The organism is uncultured Roseobacter sp. (genome assembly GCF_947491795.1).
Classification (GTDB): Bacteria; Pseudomonadota; Alphaproteobacteria; order Rhodobacterales; family Rhodobacteraceae; genus Roseobacter.
Genome location: NZ_CANLKW010000001.1, coordinates 1,169,154 through 1,188,413 on the forward strand (window position 1 = coordinate 1,169,154; position 19,260 = coordinate 1,188,413).

Here is a 19,260-nt window from a genome sequence, read left to right on the forward strand (position 1 = left end):
ACGTTACTGACTACAAAGACCGCTCAATGGAGTGGTTTGATGCATGAACTGAGAGCGCTCAGATCAGTAACGCGTGACCCGGCGGTGCTTGCTGCATCGCTGGTTGCGAACCTGCTCGCTCTCGCTGTTCCCCTCGCAATGCTGCAGATTTACGACCGCGTAATTCCCAACGCGGCGCACGAAACTCTTATTGTCCTGACGGCCATGGTAGCCTTCGCGCTTCTGACTGACTGTGCTCTGCGATTATCCCGTTCCAGATTGCTGGCATTCTTTGCTGCCCGGTTTGAGAGCCAGGCCTACTCGCGCGCCCTCTGGTCCGTCATCATGCAGGACCCCACACAGCGAAAACGCGTCGACGGCGGCACTCTGGTGACGCGGCTCTCCTCTGTCGACCGGCTGCGCAGCCAGCGCGCAGATGGTGCTGCAGGCGCCCTGCTCGACCTGCCATTTGCAGTGCTTTTTCTGGTGGTTATCGCATTTTTATCCCCGACTGTGGCGATCGCAGTCGCCCTGATGCTGACGGTGACATTTTTCGTCCTGCGCGGTTTGCGCAGACGCATTGATGCCGCGCGCCGAGAACGTTTCGGGATCGAAGCCCGGCGCTACAGCTTCGTGCGCGAAGTTCTGGGCGGTATCCGGTCCATTCGCGCAATCCAGATCGGCTCACTGATGAGTCGCCGCCAGGAGAGACTGCTGGGACAGTCTGCCGTGCACACAACGGAAATGACACGCCGCGTCCAGCAGGCACAGGGTATCACTGCCGCGATCAGCAATCTGACCCCCCTGCTGACCGCTTCAACTGCGGGCTGGCTGGTGCTGACCGGCGAGGCCAGTATCGGTGTGCTCGCCGCCGTCGTCGTCCTCAGCGGACGCATCGTACAGCCTGTCCTGCGTATGGAAGGCTTTCTGTCCAGCCTGGAAAGCACGCGTGAGGCCGAAGCCGATTTCAGAGCACTGACGGATGTGCCATTGCAGCAGACCGGCGAACAGACGCTTGAATGTATCGACACGCTGGAAATCTGCCAGGTCACAACCGATCCTGATCCGGAATTTGGCATCGCTCTGAAGAACATCAACCTGACACTCAGGAAAGGAGACTGCCTGCTTCTTCAAAGCGACGATCCGGTCGGGCTGGACGTTGCCGCACAGCTCTTTACCGGGCGGATCGCTCTTGCCAAAGGCTGGATCACGGCAAATGGCCGTGCCTTGTCGGCTTTCAGCCTCGAAGACCGTCAGACCCGAATAAGGCTTCTGCCCAAAGATGCGCAGCTTCTCGAAGGTACGCTTTTCGACAATGCCTGCGCGCTCCGACCCGAGCGTAACGGTCAGACGGCATTGACACTTGCGCGCGAATTGGGCCTTCAAAAGGTCATGCGTCAGAACCCGATGGGATTGCAGGCGCGTGTTGGTCCGGAGGACGACGGGCTGCCACAATCCGCCAAACGCATTACCGCAAATATCGCCGGCCTCGCCACGAAGCCGGATGTAATCGTTTTTCTGGCGGCGAACTCTGGTCTGGATCAGGAAACCGATCAGCAGTTGCTGAACTGGCTGAAGCGCCACGCAGCTGAACACATTCTGATCCTCGCGACCAACCGACCTTCTTATGCAGCACTTGCGACACAGACGCTGGACCTGTCGCTTCACTGCACGACACCGCAAGAGGTCTGAAGGCATGACGCAGTCCCAGACCATAAAAGCAGATCCGCCCGTGTCCACCGGGCCCTCTGAATGGGCTTATGACGCAATTCTGGAGGGTCTGGTATCCGGCAAAATCTCAGGTGTTCCGATGGAACCGCAGGATGCCCGGCTTTTGCTGATGCTGCTTGAAGGTATCGGCTGGATGCCGGACGCAAGCCACCTTGCAGGTGCCATGCCCTACCTGGCGTCGAAACTGGACACAAATACCCTGCGTGCCCTGATGCGAAACCTTGGTTTCACCTGCCGGCTCCGGCAGTTACCAGGCCACGCACTGGCAAAGCAAAAAAACGCACTCGTTGTAACGGGAGGCGGTCAACGCCTCTGGGCGGTCGTGTCGCCGGACGAGGCGCCCGCCGCTCTTGTCCGTCCGGCAGGCCACGGAATACCAGATCAACAGCTGCCCCTGTCCGGAAACCGGGCATACACCGTTGTCGATTTCAGCCCCGCCGCCCCAATAGGAGGCACGACCCCGAACCAGACCGGGGAGAATTATACGGCCGATACATTTGCCCGCTTTGCACCAGGCCTGCGGCTGGCATTTCTTCTCACGATCTTCAGCGGGCTGCTGACGGTGGTATTCTCCCTTGCTGTGATTTTTCTGTTTGATCTCGTTGTCAGCGGACAAGAACCCGGCGTTATTGTTGCCGTACTTGTGGCGGCAGGAGCCCTTTTTCTTTTCGACTTGATGTTCCGCTTTATAAGGGCCCGGGTTTTGGGCAGGATTTCCGGCCGGTTCGAATATCTTCTGGGCACAGCCCTGTTCGACAAGCTTCTGAAATTGCCCGGAAAAATGATTGAACGGGCCCCTATAGCGGATCAGGCAGTCCGGCTGAGAGATCTTGAAGGCCTGCGGGATCTGTTTGCAGGTCCCTTTGCCATTCTGGCTCTCGAATTGCCGGTAACCCTTATTCTGTTCGCCGCGATTGCTGTGTTTTCTCCGACACTGGCAATAACGATTGCAGCCGTGATTTTCGGATTTCTCCTCGCGGCTGCCTTTATCGTTCCAATGATTGTCAGACGTGCCAGTGTTCTCGCCCGCGCGCGTTCCGCGCTGTCGCGTCTTCAGATGGAGGCCATCGAAAAACGAGATCTGATTGCTCAGAACGGCCTCGCATGGCCCTGGGCCGAAAAAGCCGAACGCACAATTGATACGGCCGTCGCAGCACGCTTCAAACTTGCGCGCGCATCAGCGGCACTGGAAGCGCTCTCCTACCTTTGTCTGCCGACAGCAGCCGCGAGCATTATCTTTTCCGGAGCCGCGCTGGTTATTGCGGGCGATCTGAGCGGTGGCGAACTGGTGGCAGCGACCATGCTGACCTGGCGCGCTGTAGCACCCGCCCAGCAAGGGTTGCTCATCCTGCCAAAAACCGGTGATCTGCTGCGGCTTTTTCGTCAGGTGAACGCGATGATGCAATTCCCGGAAGAAGCCGAACTGCAGGACATGGAAAAATCAGCCCCGGTACTCACCCAATTGAGCGCTTCTAACGTCTACCTGCGCGGGCCCAACGCCCATCTTCCAACCCTCGCAGGCGTTTCGCTGGACATTCCCCATGGACAGCTTGTATCGGTAACGGGCGCTTCCGGTTCCGGAAAATCTGTTCTCCTCGGCGTTCTGGCCGGCCAGATCCGCCCGCAGGCCGGAAGCGTGCGCCTTGGAGGTGTCAGCCTCAGTGAGCTCTCCGGCTCGGCGCTCGGCCGACAGATTGTCCTCGTTCCCCAGCGCCCGCACCTGCTTTATGGGACGCTTGCGCAGAACCTGCGCTTTGTGGACCCGCTGATATCGGATGACCAGATCGAAACTGTGCTGCACGCCGTGGGTCTGGACAGACTTATCGAACGGTTGCCACAGGGCATCCACAGCCGCATTGACCCCAGTCTGGACGGGACGCTGCTTTCCGGAGGTGTGCGCACGGCACTGGCAGTGGCGCAGGCACTTCTCATCAAACCGTCTGTTCTCCTCCTCGATGAAGCTTCCGAAAATGTCGATCCCGCAATCGATGCCGCCATTTTTGCCGCACTGGAGCGGCGCAGAGGCAGCATGACCAGCCTGATAGTCACCCACCGGCCCAGCATCGTCAGGGCCTGTGATGCTCTGATCCATGTCGATTCAGCCAAGGTGGGTTTCAGGTCGCTGAATGATAAAAAGGAGGTGGCCGTATGATCCGCCGCAGACCTTCCAAAAAATCCAGGACACCGGACACCGGCAAACAAAACGCCGGCTCCGAGGTGAGTACAGAGCCCGTTGGTATTCCGGCGCATATGGTACACGCGTCTTTGGAAGAAATCAGGGACAGCCATGCCGCCCGCCTGACTGTTGCAGTCTGTTCTGCCATCGTCGTCTTTACGCTCTTCTGGGCGGCTCATGTTGAGGTTGAGGAAAAAGTAACCGGCGCAGGCACCATTGAACCGACCGGGCGAATGGAGCGCATAGAGCATCCGGACGGCGGCGTTGTCCGTGATCTCATGGCTCAGGACAACGCCGTGCTGCCAGCAGGCGGGATCATTCTCCAACTCGACACAGATCAGGTTGAACGCGAGGCGCGAACCCTCGCTTCCAGGATCAGTACACTGGAAAATGAAGCCCTCCGGGTCCGCTTTCTCATTCAGGCTGATGGAAGCGCAATGCGTGTCGAAAGCAATTCAGGTGATGCCGCCTCTGTCGCTTTCTGGAGCGAACAGATGTTTCTGATTGCCCAGCTCGAGCGGATCGCCGCAGAGAACACAACACTCGTCTCGCAGGTGCAAAACGCACGTGCCCTGTCCGGTATCATCATGGACGAGCAAAGCATCGTCGAGGAACAGCTTGCCCGATATGCCCGGTTTACAGAAAGCGGCACAGTGCGGCTGATCGACCGCGAAAGACTTGAACGCGAAGCCCTGCAGCTGAACCGCACCCTGGAAGAGATTATTGGTCGCAGGACTGAGCTGGAAACTGCACAGCAGGAAAACCTAAGACAGAGAGATGAGTTGCTGGCCAAAAGACGCAGGGATGCCGCGGTCCGTCTGACAAAAATAGAGGATGAACTGACCACTCTGCGACAGGCGCTTGCCGACGCGGCAGCGCGCATTGAACGCGCAAGCGTGCGGACCGCAAACGGCGGCCAGGTTCACCGTCTGGACGTGAGACACGCAAATGAAGTCGTCGCCCCGGGTGATGTCATTGCTGAAATTGTGCCGCCTGGCACCTCTTTTCGCGCGGTGGTGAATATATCTGCCGGTCGTATCGGATCGGTCGAAGAGGGCATGGACGTAAAGCTCAAGATTGAAAGTTATGATTTCACAAGGTTTGGATTCATCAATGCCCAGGTAAGCGAGGTATCACCAACAAGCTTTGTCAATGAAACGGGCGAGGTCGTTTACCGCGTAACCGTGAACCTGCCCGAAGACATATCCGGAGGCGGTGAAGACATGTCCATCAGACCGGGCATGACCGTTACCGCTGACATACTGACAGACGTTCGCACAATTCTGAGCTACCTGCTGCATCCTGTCCGCCGCATTCAGGACCAGTCTCTGTCTGAAGTCTGACCAGGGCGCCCCTGCCCCAGCGGTTTTTTTTAGGACACAGCGTGCTGACATGAAAAATGTGTGCGCAAACTGCGCTGTCCTTTCTATTCCCTCGGACTGCGGCTGCGGGCGGCAGGAACAGTCGCTGCGGGCCAAATACCGCGTTTCAGCGATCGACAGACCGCGGCGGTGGAAGCCCGGCCCCTGTGCGGAAAGGACCTATCCTTTTTCGCAAGGCATCCCGTCGGTTGTAGGAACATCTTCCGCGGCGTACAAAGGCTTGCTTTTCGGCAGTAATTTCTCCTCATTGGAGAAATTGAACTGAGAGGCCCGCCATGTCCGGCGAGACAATACCAGACAGAACTGCAATCCCGGATCAATCCAGGATATGTCCGGCGAAAGAAACGCTCGACCGCATCCGGCCATTGATGAAAACTTTTGGCATCACCCGTCTGGCTGACATCACCGGACTGGACAGGATTGGGCTGCCGGTCATGCTTGCCGTCAGACCCAATGCCAGATCGATTTCTGTCTCCCAGGGAAAGGGGATCACTCAGGAACATGCAAGTGCTTCTGCGCTTATGGAAGCCATAGAAATCTGGCACGCTGAAAACGTCACGAAACCGGTTCTCTATGCCAGTGTCGCCGATCTGAAATCATCAGGTTTTAGTTTTGCAGAGCTTGATCGCCTGCCCGCGACGCCGGCGGGTCAGGTGCCAGCGAACATGCGGCTGCACTGGATAATGGCAAAGGATCTGATGGACGGCCAGGAAAAACTTGTACCCTTCGAAATGGTCCATGCAGACTATACCCATCCGGTCGCAAGCGATGCTGGTCTGTTTCCCGCGTCCACAAATGGTCTGGCGTCCGGCAATCACATCCTCGAAGCCATCGCGCATGCGATTTGTGAGGTTATTGAACGCGATGCACTTTCGGTCTGGCACCACCAGCCGGATCAGTTAAAGGCCGCGACACAAACGGATCCGGACACTATAGCGGACACCGGAATAAGGGGATCAATTGCCAGGTTTGAACAGGCGGGAATGGAGGTTCGTCTGTGGGACATCACCTCGGACATCCGGGTACCCTCATGGATGTGCCTGATCCTTGACCGAAATGATCCCGGCGCGCATCCCGGTCTGGGCTCCGGAACGCACTGTGATCCCATCACAGCGCTGCACCGCGCGCTGAACGAAGCGGCGCAGACACGGCTGAACTACATATCAGGTGCCCGCGAAGATCTCACCGAAGATGAGTTTTCAGACAATGGCCGTGCCGCACGTTGGATGGCTTTCAAAGGGTTGCCTGCAAGCACCGGGGCAATGCGTATCTTCGATGCCGCCATGGGGTTTCGTGCAGACGCCTTGGAGGCGACAGTAAACTGGCTGAAACAGCAATTGGGTGTTGCAGGCATCCGCGAAATTGCCGTGGTTGACCTGTCACGCAAGGAATATGGAATTCCGGTGGTCCGGGTGATCATACCGGGGCTTGAAGCGCCGCATGATGACGATCTGTATGTTCCGGGCGAGCGCGCGCTGTCTGCCCGAGGTGCCGCATGATCGTGTTTGCCGGGCCATCTGTAGCCAGATTGGACACTGACAAGTGGCCGGATCTGGAATTCAAGCCCCCGGTCCGGCAGGGTGATCTTTATCTTGCGGCGCGCACAGGGCCCAGGGCCATTGCGGTCATTGACGGATACTTCGACGGTGTACCCGCTGTCTGGCACAAGGAAATCCTCTGGGCGATCGGTCAGGGTATCGCTGTTCTGGGTGCCGCGAGCATGGGAGCACTGCGCGCCGCGGAACTGGATCAGTTTGGCATGCAGGGGGTCGGCAGGATTTACGCGGCTTACAGCAGCGGCGAATACACGGACGATGACGAGGTGGCTCTTCTGCACGGCCCTGCTGAGCTGGGCTACCCGGTTCTCAGTCTGGCAATGGTCAATGCACGCGCGACCTTTGAAGCCGCCCGTGAGAATGGAGTGATCACAGACAAACAGGCAGAACAGGCTGCATCCATCGCCAAAGGCCTGCACTACAAATCCCGCACCTGGGACAGCGTACTGGCAGCACTGCGAGGCGACCTGCCTCAGGCAGTGCTGGACAGATTACAGCACTGGGTGCGCACAAATGAGACCGATCAGAAAAGCCTGGATGCGAATGAGTTATTGGAACTGCTGGCCAGAGGCGATTTTGATCAGCCCACACCTGACTTTCATTTTGAACAGACTGATCTGTGGGTTCAGGCGACGGCCACCTGGCAGGCACGGGAAAGAGCCGAAAGCGGATCCGGTGGTGGATATAACATGTTTAAAGACAAGAGCTTTCCGTCCGGATAAGATCAGCCGGAGACAGATGCCAATGGGGGGCCTGACGCGTGTCTGACAGTGAGGTTTTCGACGGAACGCGGTTCCGCCTGTTTCCGCAACCGGGTTTTCTCGACAGTTTTGCGGAACCAGAAACGGTTATGGTTTCCTCCCCTCCCGGAACTGTCGGTCCCGGTCCGTCAGACGACCGGATGTACACGATTTTTCCTGTCGGCAAGCAGGATCCGTACGGCATTGCGCCGGATGGTCAGGCCGCAGCAGCGCCGCCCTGGAAAGGTGAGATCGAAGAACCTGCTATGCCCGATGAAAACGGGAATTTTGACTATCTTGAACCGGGCACGCCACAGTTCGAGACTGCACATCTTTTCGGGTCAACGCGATTTGTTCTCGATATCTGGGAAGACTACTTTGGGCGACGCATTCCGTTTCACAGCGAGAAAACCTATGACCGGCTGGAACTTACGATTCTGCCGTCTCTTGAAAATGCTTACTCCGGTTACGGGTTTCTCGAAATGGGTGGCGACAAGTCGACCGGAAAGTATCGCCCGTTCAGCCTGAACTTTGATGTCATTGCGCATGAAGTCGGCCATGCGATCATCTACTCGGAAGTGGGCGTGCCAGACCCTGAGAACGTCACTGGCGAATACTTTGGGTTTCATGAAAGCGCGGCCGACCTGGTCGCGTTGATTTCGTCGCTGCATTTCAATTCGCTTGTGGATCTGCTGCTGGAGAATACACGCGGCAATCTTTACATGCTCAACGCGGTGAACCGGATTGCTGAACTGTCAGACAACAAACAGATCCGCATTGCCGCAAATGACAGGCGGCTCGGCGAATTTGCGACGGGCTGGGTCAAGGAACACCATCTGTCGCAACCGCTGACAGGCGCTTTTTTTGATATTCTTGTCGATATTTTCCACGAAATGCTGCTGGACTACGGTGCAATCAGCGCCGAAATGGAGGACCTGTCAGACCAGCTTCTGGCAACCGCTGACTATGCTCCGGTGATGCAGGAGATGTTTGACGAGGCCTATGCGGATCACCCGGAAAAATTCAAACAGGCACTGCTGGATGCGCGCGACATTCTCGGGACCTATCTGGCGGACACCTGGGACAGGATCAGCCGGCAGGACCTGAACTTTGTCGATGTGGCGGACGTTTTTCTGGAAGTGGATCAGGATCACACCAACGGTCGGTTTGCCAGTATCATCCGCGGGAACTTTCGCCTGCGCGACATTGGCTTTGTCGAAGTGGGACCGCAGCTGGCCCCGCTGGACAAGGACAGCCACGCAAACTCTGTCCGGACCATGCTTCCGATGGACTGACACCGCATTATAAGTTAACCATTTCAGAAAGACGTTTTCGGGATACCCGTCTCCTCAGAAGGACACAAACACTATGACGAACAAAACAGTTTCCGCACATAAGTCAAAAGACAACAAAGCGTTCCCGGAAAAACTGGGGCGGGAAACGCTTGCGAGTTCCGCGTCGATTGTGCTCTTCGGCCGTCTGGTGGACGATCTTTCGGTTGTCAAAACGCACAATGACAAGCGCGAGGAAGACACGGATCAGAACCAGCCCGCACGTATTTATGGCGCTACATACGATGGCGTGTTCGTCGAAATGATGACACCGGTTCTGTTCATGGTCGATGCTGAAAAAGCCTATGACCCGAAAACCGTTCCGGTTCCGGGACCCAGCACAAAGAACCACGCATTCTACAATGATCTGTCTGCCTGGGTCGTTCAGCGTACGGACAAAACCGTGCGTCTCGACGTAGACGAGGGCAAGTTTGAAGATCTGCTGCTCGAGCTCGGCGGTGAGGATCTGGCGGGTATTTCCGGCGCGCGGGTCTCGGGTGCACGCGTATCAGGTGCCCGGGTTTCCGGCGCACGGGTCTCCGGCGCGCGCGTCTCCGGCGCACGTGTGTCCGGTGCACGCATCAGCGGTGCACGCGGCGACGCATCCGACTGAGGCGGTCAGAGACCGGCGCGCTTCATTCCATCGAGAAAATGCTGCACGTCGTCCTCGAATTTGTCCGGCTGAACGGCGGCCCATCTGTCCACTGAGAAATTCGGATGGGCCTCGCGCACAAGCCGCGCCTGCGCGCGCGCTTCGTCCAGACGTCCCAGATGGCCATAACTGGCGGCAAGAATACGGCGGCCCTCTGTGGGGTTCTGCATCTTCTGAATGGCTTCAATCGCTTCTTCGTAGCGCTTGAGATTGAAAAAAGCGCCCCCCAGATGCCAGATATACTGGTCTGGATAAAACGGGTTAAGACGCATCGCTTTGTGCAAAAGCTCAATAGCCTCTTCTGACCGACCTGTGTGTGCAAGCGCATCTGCCATGTCAGACATCAGGTCTGCATCATTCGGATTCAGTTTCAACGCCCTGTCGTAGGCGTTGATCGCAGGTTCATGCTCTTTCCGGTACAGATGCGCAAAGCCCAGCTCGCCAAATCCGCGCGCGTCAGATTCGTCCAGATCAATGGCCTCGCGCGCGAAATTCAGCGCGTCATCCAGTGCAATATCCGGCTTTTCCGCCCAGTCGTAGCGCCAGTCGAGGTTGAACGTCCGTGACTTGGCGGCATAGGCACGCGCATACCGGGCATCGCTGCCTATCGCGCTTTCATACAATGTACGGGCCTGGCGAACCTCCGGCTGGGTGTATTTAAGAACGTGCCGGTGACCTTTCAGCACAAACCCGTAAGCCATCAGATTGGCCGGCGGCAACAGGCGCATGCGGTCACGTTCTGTTGCCTCGATACGGGCGGCGGTTGCCGACACAATGATCTGCGTGATCTCATCCTGCAGGTCGAAAATGTCTTCGACGTCACGGTTATACTGCTCGCCCCAGATTGTTCTGTCCTGCAGCGCATCCAGCAGCTGCAGTGTGATCCGGATACGCGATCCTGCCTTGCGCACTGACCCGTCCACCGCGTACCGCACACCTAGCTCCCGCGCGGCCTGGGCCGGCCCTTTGACACGGTCCGCATACATGTTGGCAGACCCGCGGGCGATCACGAAAAACTCCTGGAACCGCGAGAGGTTTGTCGTCACGTCCTCCGTCAGACCGTCGGCAAACCAGCGGTCATCCTGATCACTGCCCTGAAACCCAAAGGGAAGGACAACTATCGACTGGCTGGCGATAGGGCGCTCTTTGAACTCTGCCGAGTTTTCCAGATTGCGACGCAACCCTGGTGTCATGGCTGCTGATGTCGGATTTTCGTGTACCTGAAACACATCGATGGTGCGTCCGATGTTCTTGAAATCCTGCCCGCCAAGATATTCGTAACCGAATTTCAGTTTGTTACAGACGTGGTCGTACGCAGCACCGGAAATACACACCTGACCCGGCGCGGCAAAAGCCTCGATCCTGGCTGCAATATTGATGCTCTCGCCGGTGATCTCGTCACCGCTCACCAGAACTTCGCCGAGATTGATCCCAAAGCGGAACCAGATCTGTTCCGTCTCTGGCAGGCCTTCGTTTTCTTCGGCCAGCGCTTTTTGCATTTCAACGGCAAAGGTTACTGCGGCCACAGCGCTTTCAAAAACCATGAAGGCGCTGTCGCCCGCAGAGCCTTTGAATTCACCGGAATATGCACTGATCTTCTCGCGGAATTTTTCCAGACGGCTGGCAACCGACAAGGTGGTTCCGACTTCGTCCTGGCTCATCATAGAACTGAAATTGGCCACGTCAGCAAACACGATCGCAACCAGCCTGCGACGCAGGTTGTCTTTGGATCCGGGTGTTACTTCAGTGCTATGCGCCACGTTCCGCTTTCCAGCATGTAGGGGTAAACTTCAGGTGGCAGGTCGCTTTCACAGAGTCAATAACGCGTTCCCGTTCCGCCAGCCAATCGGAACCAAGAATGCCGGAGATGACAATATCTTTGCGTTCGCCGTTTGCAAACCACGCTTCACGGAAACAGCCCTCGTCGCGAAACCCCAGTTTTCCGAGAGCCTTTGCAGACGCCACGTTGTCAGCGCGATAGAATGTTGTCAGCCGGTGCAGGCGCAGCCTGTTGAATGCCAGATCCAGCATCGACACTGACATCGCGGTAGCAAGGCCCCTGTTCCGGAAATGCCCGGCCACAAAAAAAGGCAGCACACCGTCGCCCTGGATATAGCTGATCTTTTCCAGACCGCAGATGCCAAGAGGTGTGCCGTCTGATGCTTCTGCTAAAAACCAGTAACCTGCCGGGGGCGAGGTCTGCTCCAGCGAGCGCCTCCAGCTCTCGCGCATGCCGTCCACGCTCACGGGGACAGGCAAGGCACGGTCAAAAAGCGCCGCGTCATCAAAATTCCAGAACCAGCCAGCGATGCGGGGGATATCGTCCAGCGCCATCGGGCGCCACGTAATCACTTCTGCGTTCTGTTCAGCCATATCAAACTTCCCACGAGCCAGGTTTCGGAAAACGCGGACGCTTTCTGCCCAAAACTCCGGCTGCCCGCACCCCTCAGACTATGGAGGTGTGATTAACAACAGTTTCCGGCACCGTACGTATCAATGGCCGAAATATCATCGTTTGTGAAGCTTGGACATCGCGCGGGTCGCATAACAGGTTGTCCTGAATACAGGATTTGTGGCGACGCCTCCTCTGCAAGGCCAGAACTTGACGCAGATTCAGACCTGATCGGGTGTCCTCAACCGTGTCGGGATTGGGTTATTGCAGGGCCTGCGGCAGGAATAGCGCGATGGATGGAAACGCAATCAGCGCCACAACCATCAGCAGCATTGCAATCACATAAGGTATCGATCCCAGCATAACCTCAGACAGTGTTCCGGACTTTCGCGCGCCCTGCACCACATAGAGGTTGAGGCCAACGGGCGGCGTAATCAGCGCCATTTCGATCAGCACGATCATCAGGATGCCGAACCAGATCGGATCAAATCCCTGCGCAACCACCAGCGGAACAATGATCGGGATCGTTACGACCATCAGCGAAAGCGTTTCGATGAAAAATCCCAGGACGATATAGAGCACCACGACCACCATAATGGTTCCCAGCGGTGTCAGGCCAAGGCCATTCATAAAGGCTGTGAGCTCCCGTCCGAGACCAGCGGAGGCCAGGGTGAAATTCAAAAACGACGCGCCAATAACAATCAGCATGATCATGGAGGTGATCTTGACCGTGCCCAGGGCGCTTTGCCTGAGCATATCCAGCGATACGCCGCCAAAGAACAGGGCGATCAGCAACGCCCCCGCCACACCGACAGACGCGGCCTCAGTAGGTGTCGCCCAGCCTTTGTAAATGGACCCGACAATCAGCCCGAAGAGCAGCAGGATCGGCACCAGATCAATCAGCGCACGCAGCATCTGCGCCAGGGGAAAGGTACGACGGACGCCGCCAAGGCCCGGGCGCAGCAGGCACAAGAGCACAGTGATGACCATAAAGGCGAGCGCCAGACCAAGTCCCGGCAACAGACCCGCAAGGAAAAGCTGCGGAATAGAAGACTGCGTCAGGAAACCGTAAACAATCAGGTTGATAGACGGCGGGATCATGATACCCAGCGTGCCACCCGCGGCAATGGCTCCGGAAAAAAGCTTGGGGTCGTAGCCCAGTTTCTCTGCCTGTGGCATAGCCACCGTGGCAACGGTCGCAGCGGTAGCGACTGAAGAACCGGAGGTCGCAGAAAACATTGTTGCAGTGGCAATGTTTGCATGAACAAGGCCGCCCGGCAGCCAGCTGACCCAGCGATCAAGGGCGGCATACGTGCGTGTCGCGACCCCGCTGCGGACCAGGATTTCACCCAGCAGCACAAAGAACGGGATCGCGATCAGGGTCGCGGAATTCGACGCCGACCAGACCATATTCCCCAGACCCCGCGTCAGCGGGAACGAAGAGAAGAATGTATCAACCCCAAAACCCAGCAGGAACAGAACGATCCCAACTGGAATTGAAAGTGTCAGCAGGCCCAGCAGCCCGGCAGCAACAGATCCGATCATTGCAACATATCCTGTTCCGCGAATGCGCCAACGGACGCTTCGACCTCGTCATGCCGGCCTTTCAGTGTCAGTGACAAAGCGGCCAGCGTCATGATGCAGGAAACCACAGCAAACCAGACCCACCCGGCGAACCACGGTGTCTGCACCCAGGCAAGCGGTGTTTCCAAAGGGGTATTTGCCCGCGACCCGTTACTCAGGGATCGTTCCAGAACCGGCCAGGCTTTGATCGCGATCATCACGATAACGCCACTCATGACCGTCATAGAGAATACATCAAACAGCGAGCGTACAGTGTCGCCTGCCCGGCTGCGCAGCAGATCAATCCGGACATGTCCGAGTTCCAGAAGCGTGAATGCCATGCCCCACGAGGTGGCAATGGCCATAACATAGCCACTGATCTCGTCGGTACCACCCAGAGAGCCCCCGAAACGACGCAGAATAATATCTAGCAGCACAACGCCGGCACAGGCAAAGAGCATCAGCCCGACCAGCATCGCGATGCCCCGGTTAATGCGGCGCAGCTGCGCAATGATATTCTGTTCCATCTCAGGGGTTCCCGGTGTTCAGGGTTACTTGATTTCGACGCCGACGACCTTGCCGACAGAGGCATTCCACCGCTCGGCCCAGTCTCCGCCCGCGCGCTCGGCCCAGTCGGGCAGCACTTCGCTTGTCAGGATATCGCGTGCTCTGGTAAAGTCGGCATCCGATGCCTCGACCAGAACCATCGAGCGGCTTTCACCGGCCGGGCAGTCACCATTCCCCGTCAGGCAAGCGATATCATTGACCAGCGCGTCCTGCGCAGAGGCCCACGCCGGGTCCTCAAAGCCTGCTTTGGCCTCAGCAGTAATCAGAGTCTGTGTATCTGCATCCATCCCGTTCCACTTGTCCAGGTTCACAGCTGTCACAACGGAGTCCCAGCCACCCAGCGGGAGCGGCATCAGGTGTGTGGAAACCTCCCACCATCCCGCACTGTAGCCCGAACCCGCACCTGTTACGGCGCAGTCAACGACGCCGTTCTGCAGCGCACCGGGAACCTCAGAGAAAGACACGTTGACGCCTTCCGCGCCCAGGGCCTCAAGCAGCTTTGCGGTCATGCGGCCGGATGCGCGCACCTTAAGGCCTTGCAGATCATCCAGACCGGCGATGTCGTGATTGCAGAAAACGACCTGCGGCGGATAGGGCGCAATGGCCAGCACATGAGAGTTAAACCGGTCACGGTAAATGTCGGCCACCATCGGGCGGGCGGCATCGACCATGGCGCGCGCCTCGTCAGCGGTCAGCGCCAGCAACGGCACGTCCAGACCTTCCAGTTCCGGGGCATCGGCCACGGCGTAGTCTGCGACTGTCATCGCCACATCGTAGACGCCCTGCCCCAGCAGCGGGTAGATGTCCCCAAGGCCAAGGCCCATCTGGTTGTGGGTTGTCAGCTCAACGGTCAGTTTGCCGTCCGAAGCCGCGGGCAGTTTTTCATTCCAGAACGGTGCTTCATATTCCTTGTGCAGCGGAAGGCTGGACCAGCTGCCGACAACCGAAAGGTTTTCTGCAATTGCCGGTGTAGCAAGAGCGGTAGTGGCCGCCAGAAGCGTGAGTGTCTTACGCATGTGATGTCTCCTCGTTGGATTTTTTTCAGTTTTGGTGTGCGTTGAATGCGGGAATGTCTGCATCTTCTGCCACGTCAGCCACCAGCATGTGGCCGGGTGCATGGGTAATGCAGAATGGTATTTTTGCTTTCATCAGAACGTTTTGCGGGGTGACGCCACAGGCCCAGTAGACCGGAACCTCGCCCTCTTCGACGTCAACCGGGTCGCCCCAGTCCGGCTGTTGAAGGTCTGCGATGCCAATGTCCTGCGGTGCGCCTTTCGCAATGGGCGCGCCGTGCGCCTGCGGGTAACGGCTGCTGATTTCCCAGGCCTGCCCGACACGCGACGCTGGGATGGGTCGCATCGTCACAACCATTTCACCGCCAAAGGGTCCGGCGCTGCTCAGCCCGATGTTGCTGCGATACATCGGCACCGTCTGATCAAGGTCTATGTGTTTTACGGCAATGCCATGGGCCATCAGCGCATTTTCAAAAGTAAACGAGCACCCGAGTGCAACAGTGACGAAATCAGACCGCCAGTGATCTGTGATGTCTGTCACCTCTTCGTCAAACACCCCGTCCCGGAAAAGCCGGTAACGCGGGACGTCGGTGCGGATATCAATGTCCTGTCCAAGTTCGGGCAGCGACGGGTCACCGGGGTTGCCGATTGCGACAATCGGGCAGGGTTTCGGGTTCAGTTCGCAAAACCGGATAAAGTCTGTCGCATACTCTTCCGGCAGGATAGCAAGGTTGCACTGCAACCTGCCTGCAGCAAGTCCGGCGGTATGGCGCGTATATCCACCCGCGCGGATCAGACGGCGCAGGTCCCGGACATCGAGGCCCGCAAGATCTTTGTGTTCCGGCATTTCAAACACCCCCTGATGGGGCCGAATGGGCCCCGTCGCTTCAGCGCAGTCTCGAGTGTAAGACCTCAACAGTCAAATTGATATTTTTTGGCGTTTATAATAGAAATTTTTTATGATAACCACAGGCTATGCAGATCCGAAACCTCGACACCTTTTATTGGATTGCAACGTTGCGCAGTTTTCGTGGTGCTGCAGAAAAACTCAACCTGACACAGCCAGCCATCTCCGCGCGAATTCAGATGCTGGAGCAGGATCTGGGAACGCCGGTATTTCTGCGCCAGACACGCAACGCCGAGCTGACACCCGCAGGGCGACAGTTGCTGCCGTTTGCAGAAAAATACATGCGTCTCGAACAGGATATTCTTGCAGCCTTCAGCGGACATGCGCGGATAGAACAGACCATAAGACTGGGCGCCTCTGAGACGATTGTTGCAAGCTGGTTGCCTGTTTTTCTCAGCCAGCTCAGCCAGTCACATCCCGGCCTCTCCTTTGATCTGATGGTGGATTCGACCGACAATCTGCGCAATGCATTGGTTGCAAGGGAACTCGACCTTGCCTTTCTCATGGGGCCGGTCGCGGAAGTCAGCGTCACGAACACTGATCTTTGTGCCTTCGAGATGATATTCGCCGCAGCGCCACAGGTCGCATCCCTGCACAAAAGCTGGAGCCTGCGGGACATTGGTGCTCAGACGGTTCTGACCTTCGCACAGAACACCAAGCCCAGCCGCCAGATCCGCGAGATGCTTGCGCCGCAAAGCCGCCGCGCACCGGCAATGACAACGTCTTCCTCTCTGGGGGCCCTGATCCGCCTGGCGGGAACCGGTTTTGGGATCTGTGCCGTGCCACGTGCCGTGATCGAAAGCGAGCTGGCATCGGGCGGGCTGGTGGAACTTGACACAGAGGTCAGGTTGCCGCCCATCGCTTTCACTGCCTCTTTCGTGTCGGGCAGTCCGATCAGCTCTCTGATGAATACGCTCGCTCAGGAGGCCACCAGGTTTCTGTCACGAAACCCTATCGGCGGGCACGTTGAACGGGCGCTAGGCCCGGTTCCTCTCAGCCCTGACGGCTCAGCCATTCCATGATTGCCGGGCGTACCGACATCTCGCCTCTGTGACGCGCGTCGGTGATGACTTTGCGCACTTCGCTGAGATCTGAACGGCGCAACAGGCTTTTTACCGGCCCGACAGAGGCAGGACGCATCGACAGAGCCCGCAGGCCAATCGCCGCAAGACAGAGCGCTTCGACCGGCCGCCCGGCATCCTCGCCACAGAAAGACAGCGGGGTGCCACTCACCTCACACCGCTCAACGATTTTTTCGAGAAAACTCAGGAATGAAACGTTCAGAGTGTCATAGCGCCGTCGCACACGTTCGTTTTCCCGGTCCGCAGCAAAGAAAAACTGTTTGAGGTCGTTCCCGCCGATCGACAGGAAATCAACTTCCTCAAAGAACTTCATCGGCGCAAATCCCAGACTGGGCGTTTCCAGCATCGCACCAATGCTGATGGCCTCTGGCAGCCTGTGTCCCAGACGTTCTTCTGCCGCGAGCGTTTTGTCCATAAGGCGGCGCGCTTCGCGGTACTCTTCCAGCTGCGCTACAAAAGGGAACATCACCGTCAGTGGTCTGCCATTTGCAGCACGGATAAGAGCCTGCAACTGCATGCGCATGATGCCGGGTTTGTCCAGGCCCACGCGGATCGCGCGCCACCCGAGCGCGGGGTTCGGCTCGTCGTTGGGCTTCATGTAAGGCAGCACTTTGTCAGAGCCGATATCCAGCGTGCGGAACACGACGCGTTTGCCCCCGGCAGCATCCAGAACCCGGGCATAAAGCGCCACCAGTTCTGCGCGCCGCGGCATCTGGTTGCGCACCAGAAACTGCAGCTCGGTGCGGAACAGCCCAACCCCCTCGGCACCGGAATTGGGCAAAGAGGGCAGATCGGCCATCAGGCCCGCGTTCATCTGCAGGCTGACGACATTGCCGCACAGTGTCCTCGCCGGTTTGTCGCGGATCGATGCATAGCGTTCCTGCGCCTCTGCCAGCATGGCGATCTTGTCGCGAAAGGCCGTGACAACGGTTTCATCCGGACGCAGATGTACAATCCCCTGCTCGCCGTCGACCATGATGTGATCGCCGTTCAGCGCCTCTGTGGTGACCCGCGATGCATGGACCACCAGCGGAATGGCCAGCGCACGGGCGACGATAGCCGCATGGCTGCCAACAGAGCCCTGCTCCAGCACGATGCCGCGCAGACTGCGCCCGTATTCCAGCAACTCGGCAGGGCCGATGTTGCGTGCAATCAGGATCGGATCGGCCGGCATTTCCGCCCCGGTATCCGCGCCCTGCCCTGTCAGAATACGCAACAGCCGGTTGCTCAGATCATCCAGATCGCTCAGGCGTTCGCGCAGATAATTGTCCGTCGCCTGCCCCATCCGCGCCCGCGCCACGGACTGCTCTTTTTCAACGGCTGCCTCTGCGGACAGACCATTGGATATGTCCTCCTCCATCCGGCGCATCCAGCCTTTGGAGTTCGCAAACATCCTGTAGGTCTCAAGTACCTGTGCCTGGTCCTTGTCCTGGGTCCCTGCGATTTCCAGCATCTTGTCGACACCGACCCGCAGCTGCTCAACCGCTTCTTTCAGGCGCTCCGTTTCCCGCACAGGATCATCAGCGATCGGGTTGGTGACCACAACCCGCGGCTCGTGCAGCCAGACATGCCCTTCGGCGGCACCTTCCTGCCCCACTGTGCCACGGAACATCGCAGGCTGGGAATGCCGCGCAGACATTGCCGCCCCCTCGCCCACGAAAACACCCAGTTCGGTCATTTCCGCCAGGACCATGGCCACCACTTCGAGCGCGTAGACCTCGTCGGCCGAATAGACCCGCGCCGCGCGTGACTGAACGACCAGAACCCCCAGTGCCTCGCCAAGACGCTGCACGGGCACACCCAGAAAGCTTGAGTAAATCTCTTCGCCCGTCTCGGGCATATACCGAAAGCCCCGCGCCTGCGGCGCGTCGGGCTCGTTGACCACCGCCCGCCTGCGCGCAACCAGTCCCACCAGGCCTTCGCCCACTTTCATGCGTGTCTGGTGAACCGCGTCCTGTTTCAGGCCTTCGGTCGCACAAAGCTCAAGCGTATTTTCATCACGGAACAGATAGATGGAGCAGACTTCACAGCCCATACTGTCCGCAATAAGTTGTGTGATCCGGTTCAGGCGCGCCTGACCCTCAAGATCACCCGCCATCGCGTCGCGCAGTCGGCCCAGCAGCCTGCGGGACCCGGTTTCAGGACGTTCTGCCACTGTCGCACCCCTCCCAGGTCAGCGAGGTGCGGCC

Annotated in this window: 15 protein-coding genes; 8 read left to right on the forward strand and 7 right to left on the reverse strand. The window is 58.0% G+C overall.

The genetic code is table 11. The annotated features are described in order from the left end of the window. Positions 1-39: 39 nt before the first annotated feature. From Q1A34_RS05655 to Q1A34_RS05685, 7 genes are all read left to right on the forward strand, one after another. Entirely contained in the window at positions 40-1,671 is a 1,632-nt protein-coding gene (locus tag Q1A34_RS05655) for an ABC transporter transmembrane domain-containing protein (protein ID WP_300031870.1), read from the forward strand. Positions 1,672-1,675: 4 nt separating this feature from the next. Continuing rightward, positions 1,676-3,862 carry an ATP-binding cassette domain-containing protein gene (locus Q1A34_RS05660; protein WP_300031872.1) on the forward strand — a complete coding sequence of 729 codons (2,187 nt, stop codon included), beginning with the start codon at positions 1,676-1,678 and terminating at the stop codon, positions 3,860-3,862. Continuing rightward, the gene (locus Q1A34_RS05665) at positions 3,859-5,229 is read left to right on the forward strand and encodes an HlyD family efflux transporter periplasmic adaptor subunit (protein WP_300031874.1); all 1,371 of its coding nucleotides are present in this window, start codon (positions 3,859-3,861) and stop codon (positions 5,227-5,229) included. Before Q1A34_RS05660 ends, Q1A34_RS05665 begins: the two co-directional genes overlap by 4 nt. A gap of 314 nt (positions 5,230-5,543) precedes the next feature. Continuing rightward, positions 5,544-6,767, forward strand: coding sequence for a YcaO-like family protein (locus tag Q1A34_RS05670; RefSeq protein ID WP_300031876.1), 1,224 nt, complete (start codon positions 5,544-5,546; stop codon positions 6,765-6,767). Next, the gene (locus Q1A34_RS05675) at positions 6,764-7,546 is read left to right on the forward strand and encodes a TfuA-like protein (protein WP_300031878.1); all 783 of its coding nucleotides are present in this window, start codon (positions 6,764-6,766) and stop codon (positions 7,544-7,546) included. Before Q1A34_RS05670 ends, Q1A34_RS05675 begins: the two co-directional genes overlap by 4 nt. Positions 7,547-7,584: 38 nt before the next feature. Beyond that, positions 7,585-8,859, forward strand: coding sequence for a hypothetical protein (locus Q1A34_RS05680; protein ID WP_300031880.1), 1,275 nt, complete (start codon positions 7,585-7,587; stop codon positions 8,857-8,859). A 73-nt stretch (positions 8,860-8,932) separates the two neighbouring features. After that, positions 8,933-9,508, forward strand: coding sequence for a pentapeptide repeat-containing protein (locus tag Q1A34_RS05685; RefSeq protein WP_300031882.1), 576 nt, complete (start codon positions 8,933-8,935; stop codon positions 9,506-9,508). Between the two features lie 5 nt (positions 9,509-9,513). Here Q1A34_RS05685 and Q1A34_RS05690 read toward each other — a convergent pair whose 3' ends face one another. From Q1A34_RS05690 to Q1A34_RS05715, 6 genes are all read right to left on the reverse strand, one after another. Beyond that, positions 9,514-11,307 (reverse strand): tetratricopeptide repeat protein, encoded by a 1,794-nt coding sequence (locus tag Q1A34_RS05690; protein WP_300031884.1) that lies wholly within the window; start codon positions 11,305-11,307, stop codon positions 9,514-9,516. Next, entirely contained in the window at positions 11,297-11,920 is a 624-nt protein-coding gene (locus tag Q1A34_RS05695; RefSeq protein WP_300031886.1) for a GNAT family protein, read from the reverse strand. Before Q1A34_RS05695 ends, Q1A34_RS05690 begins: the two co-directional genes overlap by 11 nt. Before the next feature lie 280 nt (positions 11,921-12,200). After that, a complete protein-coding gene (locus Q1A34_RS05700) occupies positions 12,201-13,484 on the reverse strand; it encodes a TRAP transporter large permease (RefSeq protein WP_300031888.1) in 1,284 nt (427 codons plus the stop codon). Next, positions 13,481-14,029: a TRAP transporter small permease subunit gene (locus tag Q1A34_RS05705; protein ID WP_300031890.1), complete on the reverse strand. Its 549-nt coding sequence runs from the start codon at positions 14,027-14,029 to the stop codon at positions 13,481-13,483. Before Q1A34_RS05705 ends, Q1A34_RS05700 begins: the two co-directional genes overlap by 4 nt. A gap of 24 nt (positions 14,030-14,053) precedes the next feature. Then, positions 14,054-15,085: a TRAP transporter substrate-binding protein gene (locus Q1A34_RS05710; RefSeq protein WP_300031892.1), complete on the reverse strand. Its 1,032-nt coding sequence runs from the start codon at positions 15,083-15,085 to the stop codon at positions 14,054-14,056. A gap of 25 nt (positions 15,086-15,110) precedes the next feature. Further along, positions 15,111-15,929: a putative hydro-lyase gene (locus Q1A34_RS05715; RefSeq protein WP_300031895.1), complete on the reverse strand. Its 819-nt coding sequence runs from the start codon at positions 15,927-15,929 to the stop codon at positions 15,111-15,113. Positions 15,930-16,057: 128 nt separating this feature from the next. Between Q1A34_RS05715 and Q1A34_RS05720 the strand changes: the two genes are divergently transcribed. After that, positions 16,058-17,011 (forward strand): LysR family transcriptional regulator, encoded by a 954-nt coding sequence (locus Q1A34_RS05720; RefSeq protein WP_300031896.1) that lies wholly within the window; start codon positions 16,058-16,060, stop codon positions 17,009-17,011. On the opposite strand, the gene ptsP is transcribed toward Q1A34_RS05720, so the two are convergent. Then, the gene (gene ptsP, locus Q1A34_RS05725) at positions 16,983-19,226 is read right to left on the reverse strand and encodes a phosphoenolpyruvate--protein phosphotransferase (RefSeq protein WP_300031897.1); all 2,244 of its coding nucleotides are present in this window, start codon (positions 19,224-19,226) and stop codon (positions 16,983-16,985) included. The genes Q1A34_RS05720 and ptsP overlap by 29 nt on opposite strands. Positions 19,227-19,260: the final 34 nt, after the last annotated feature.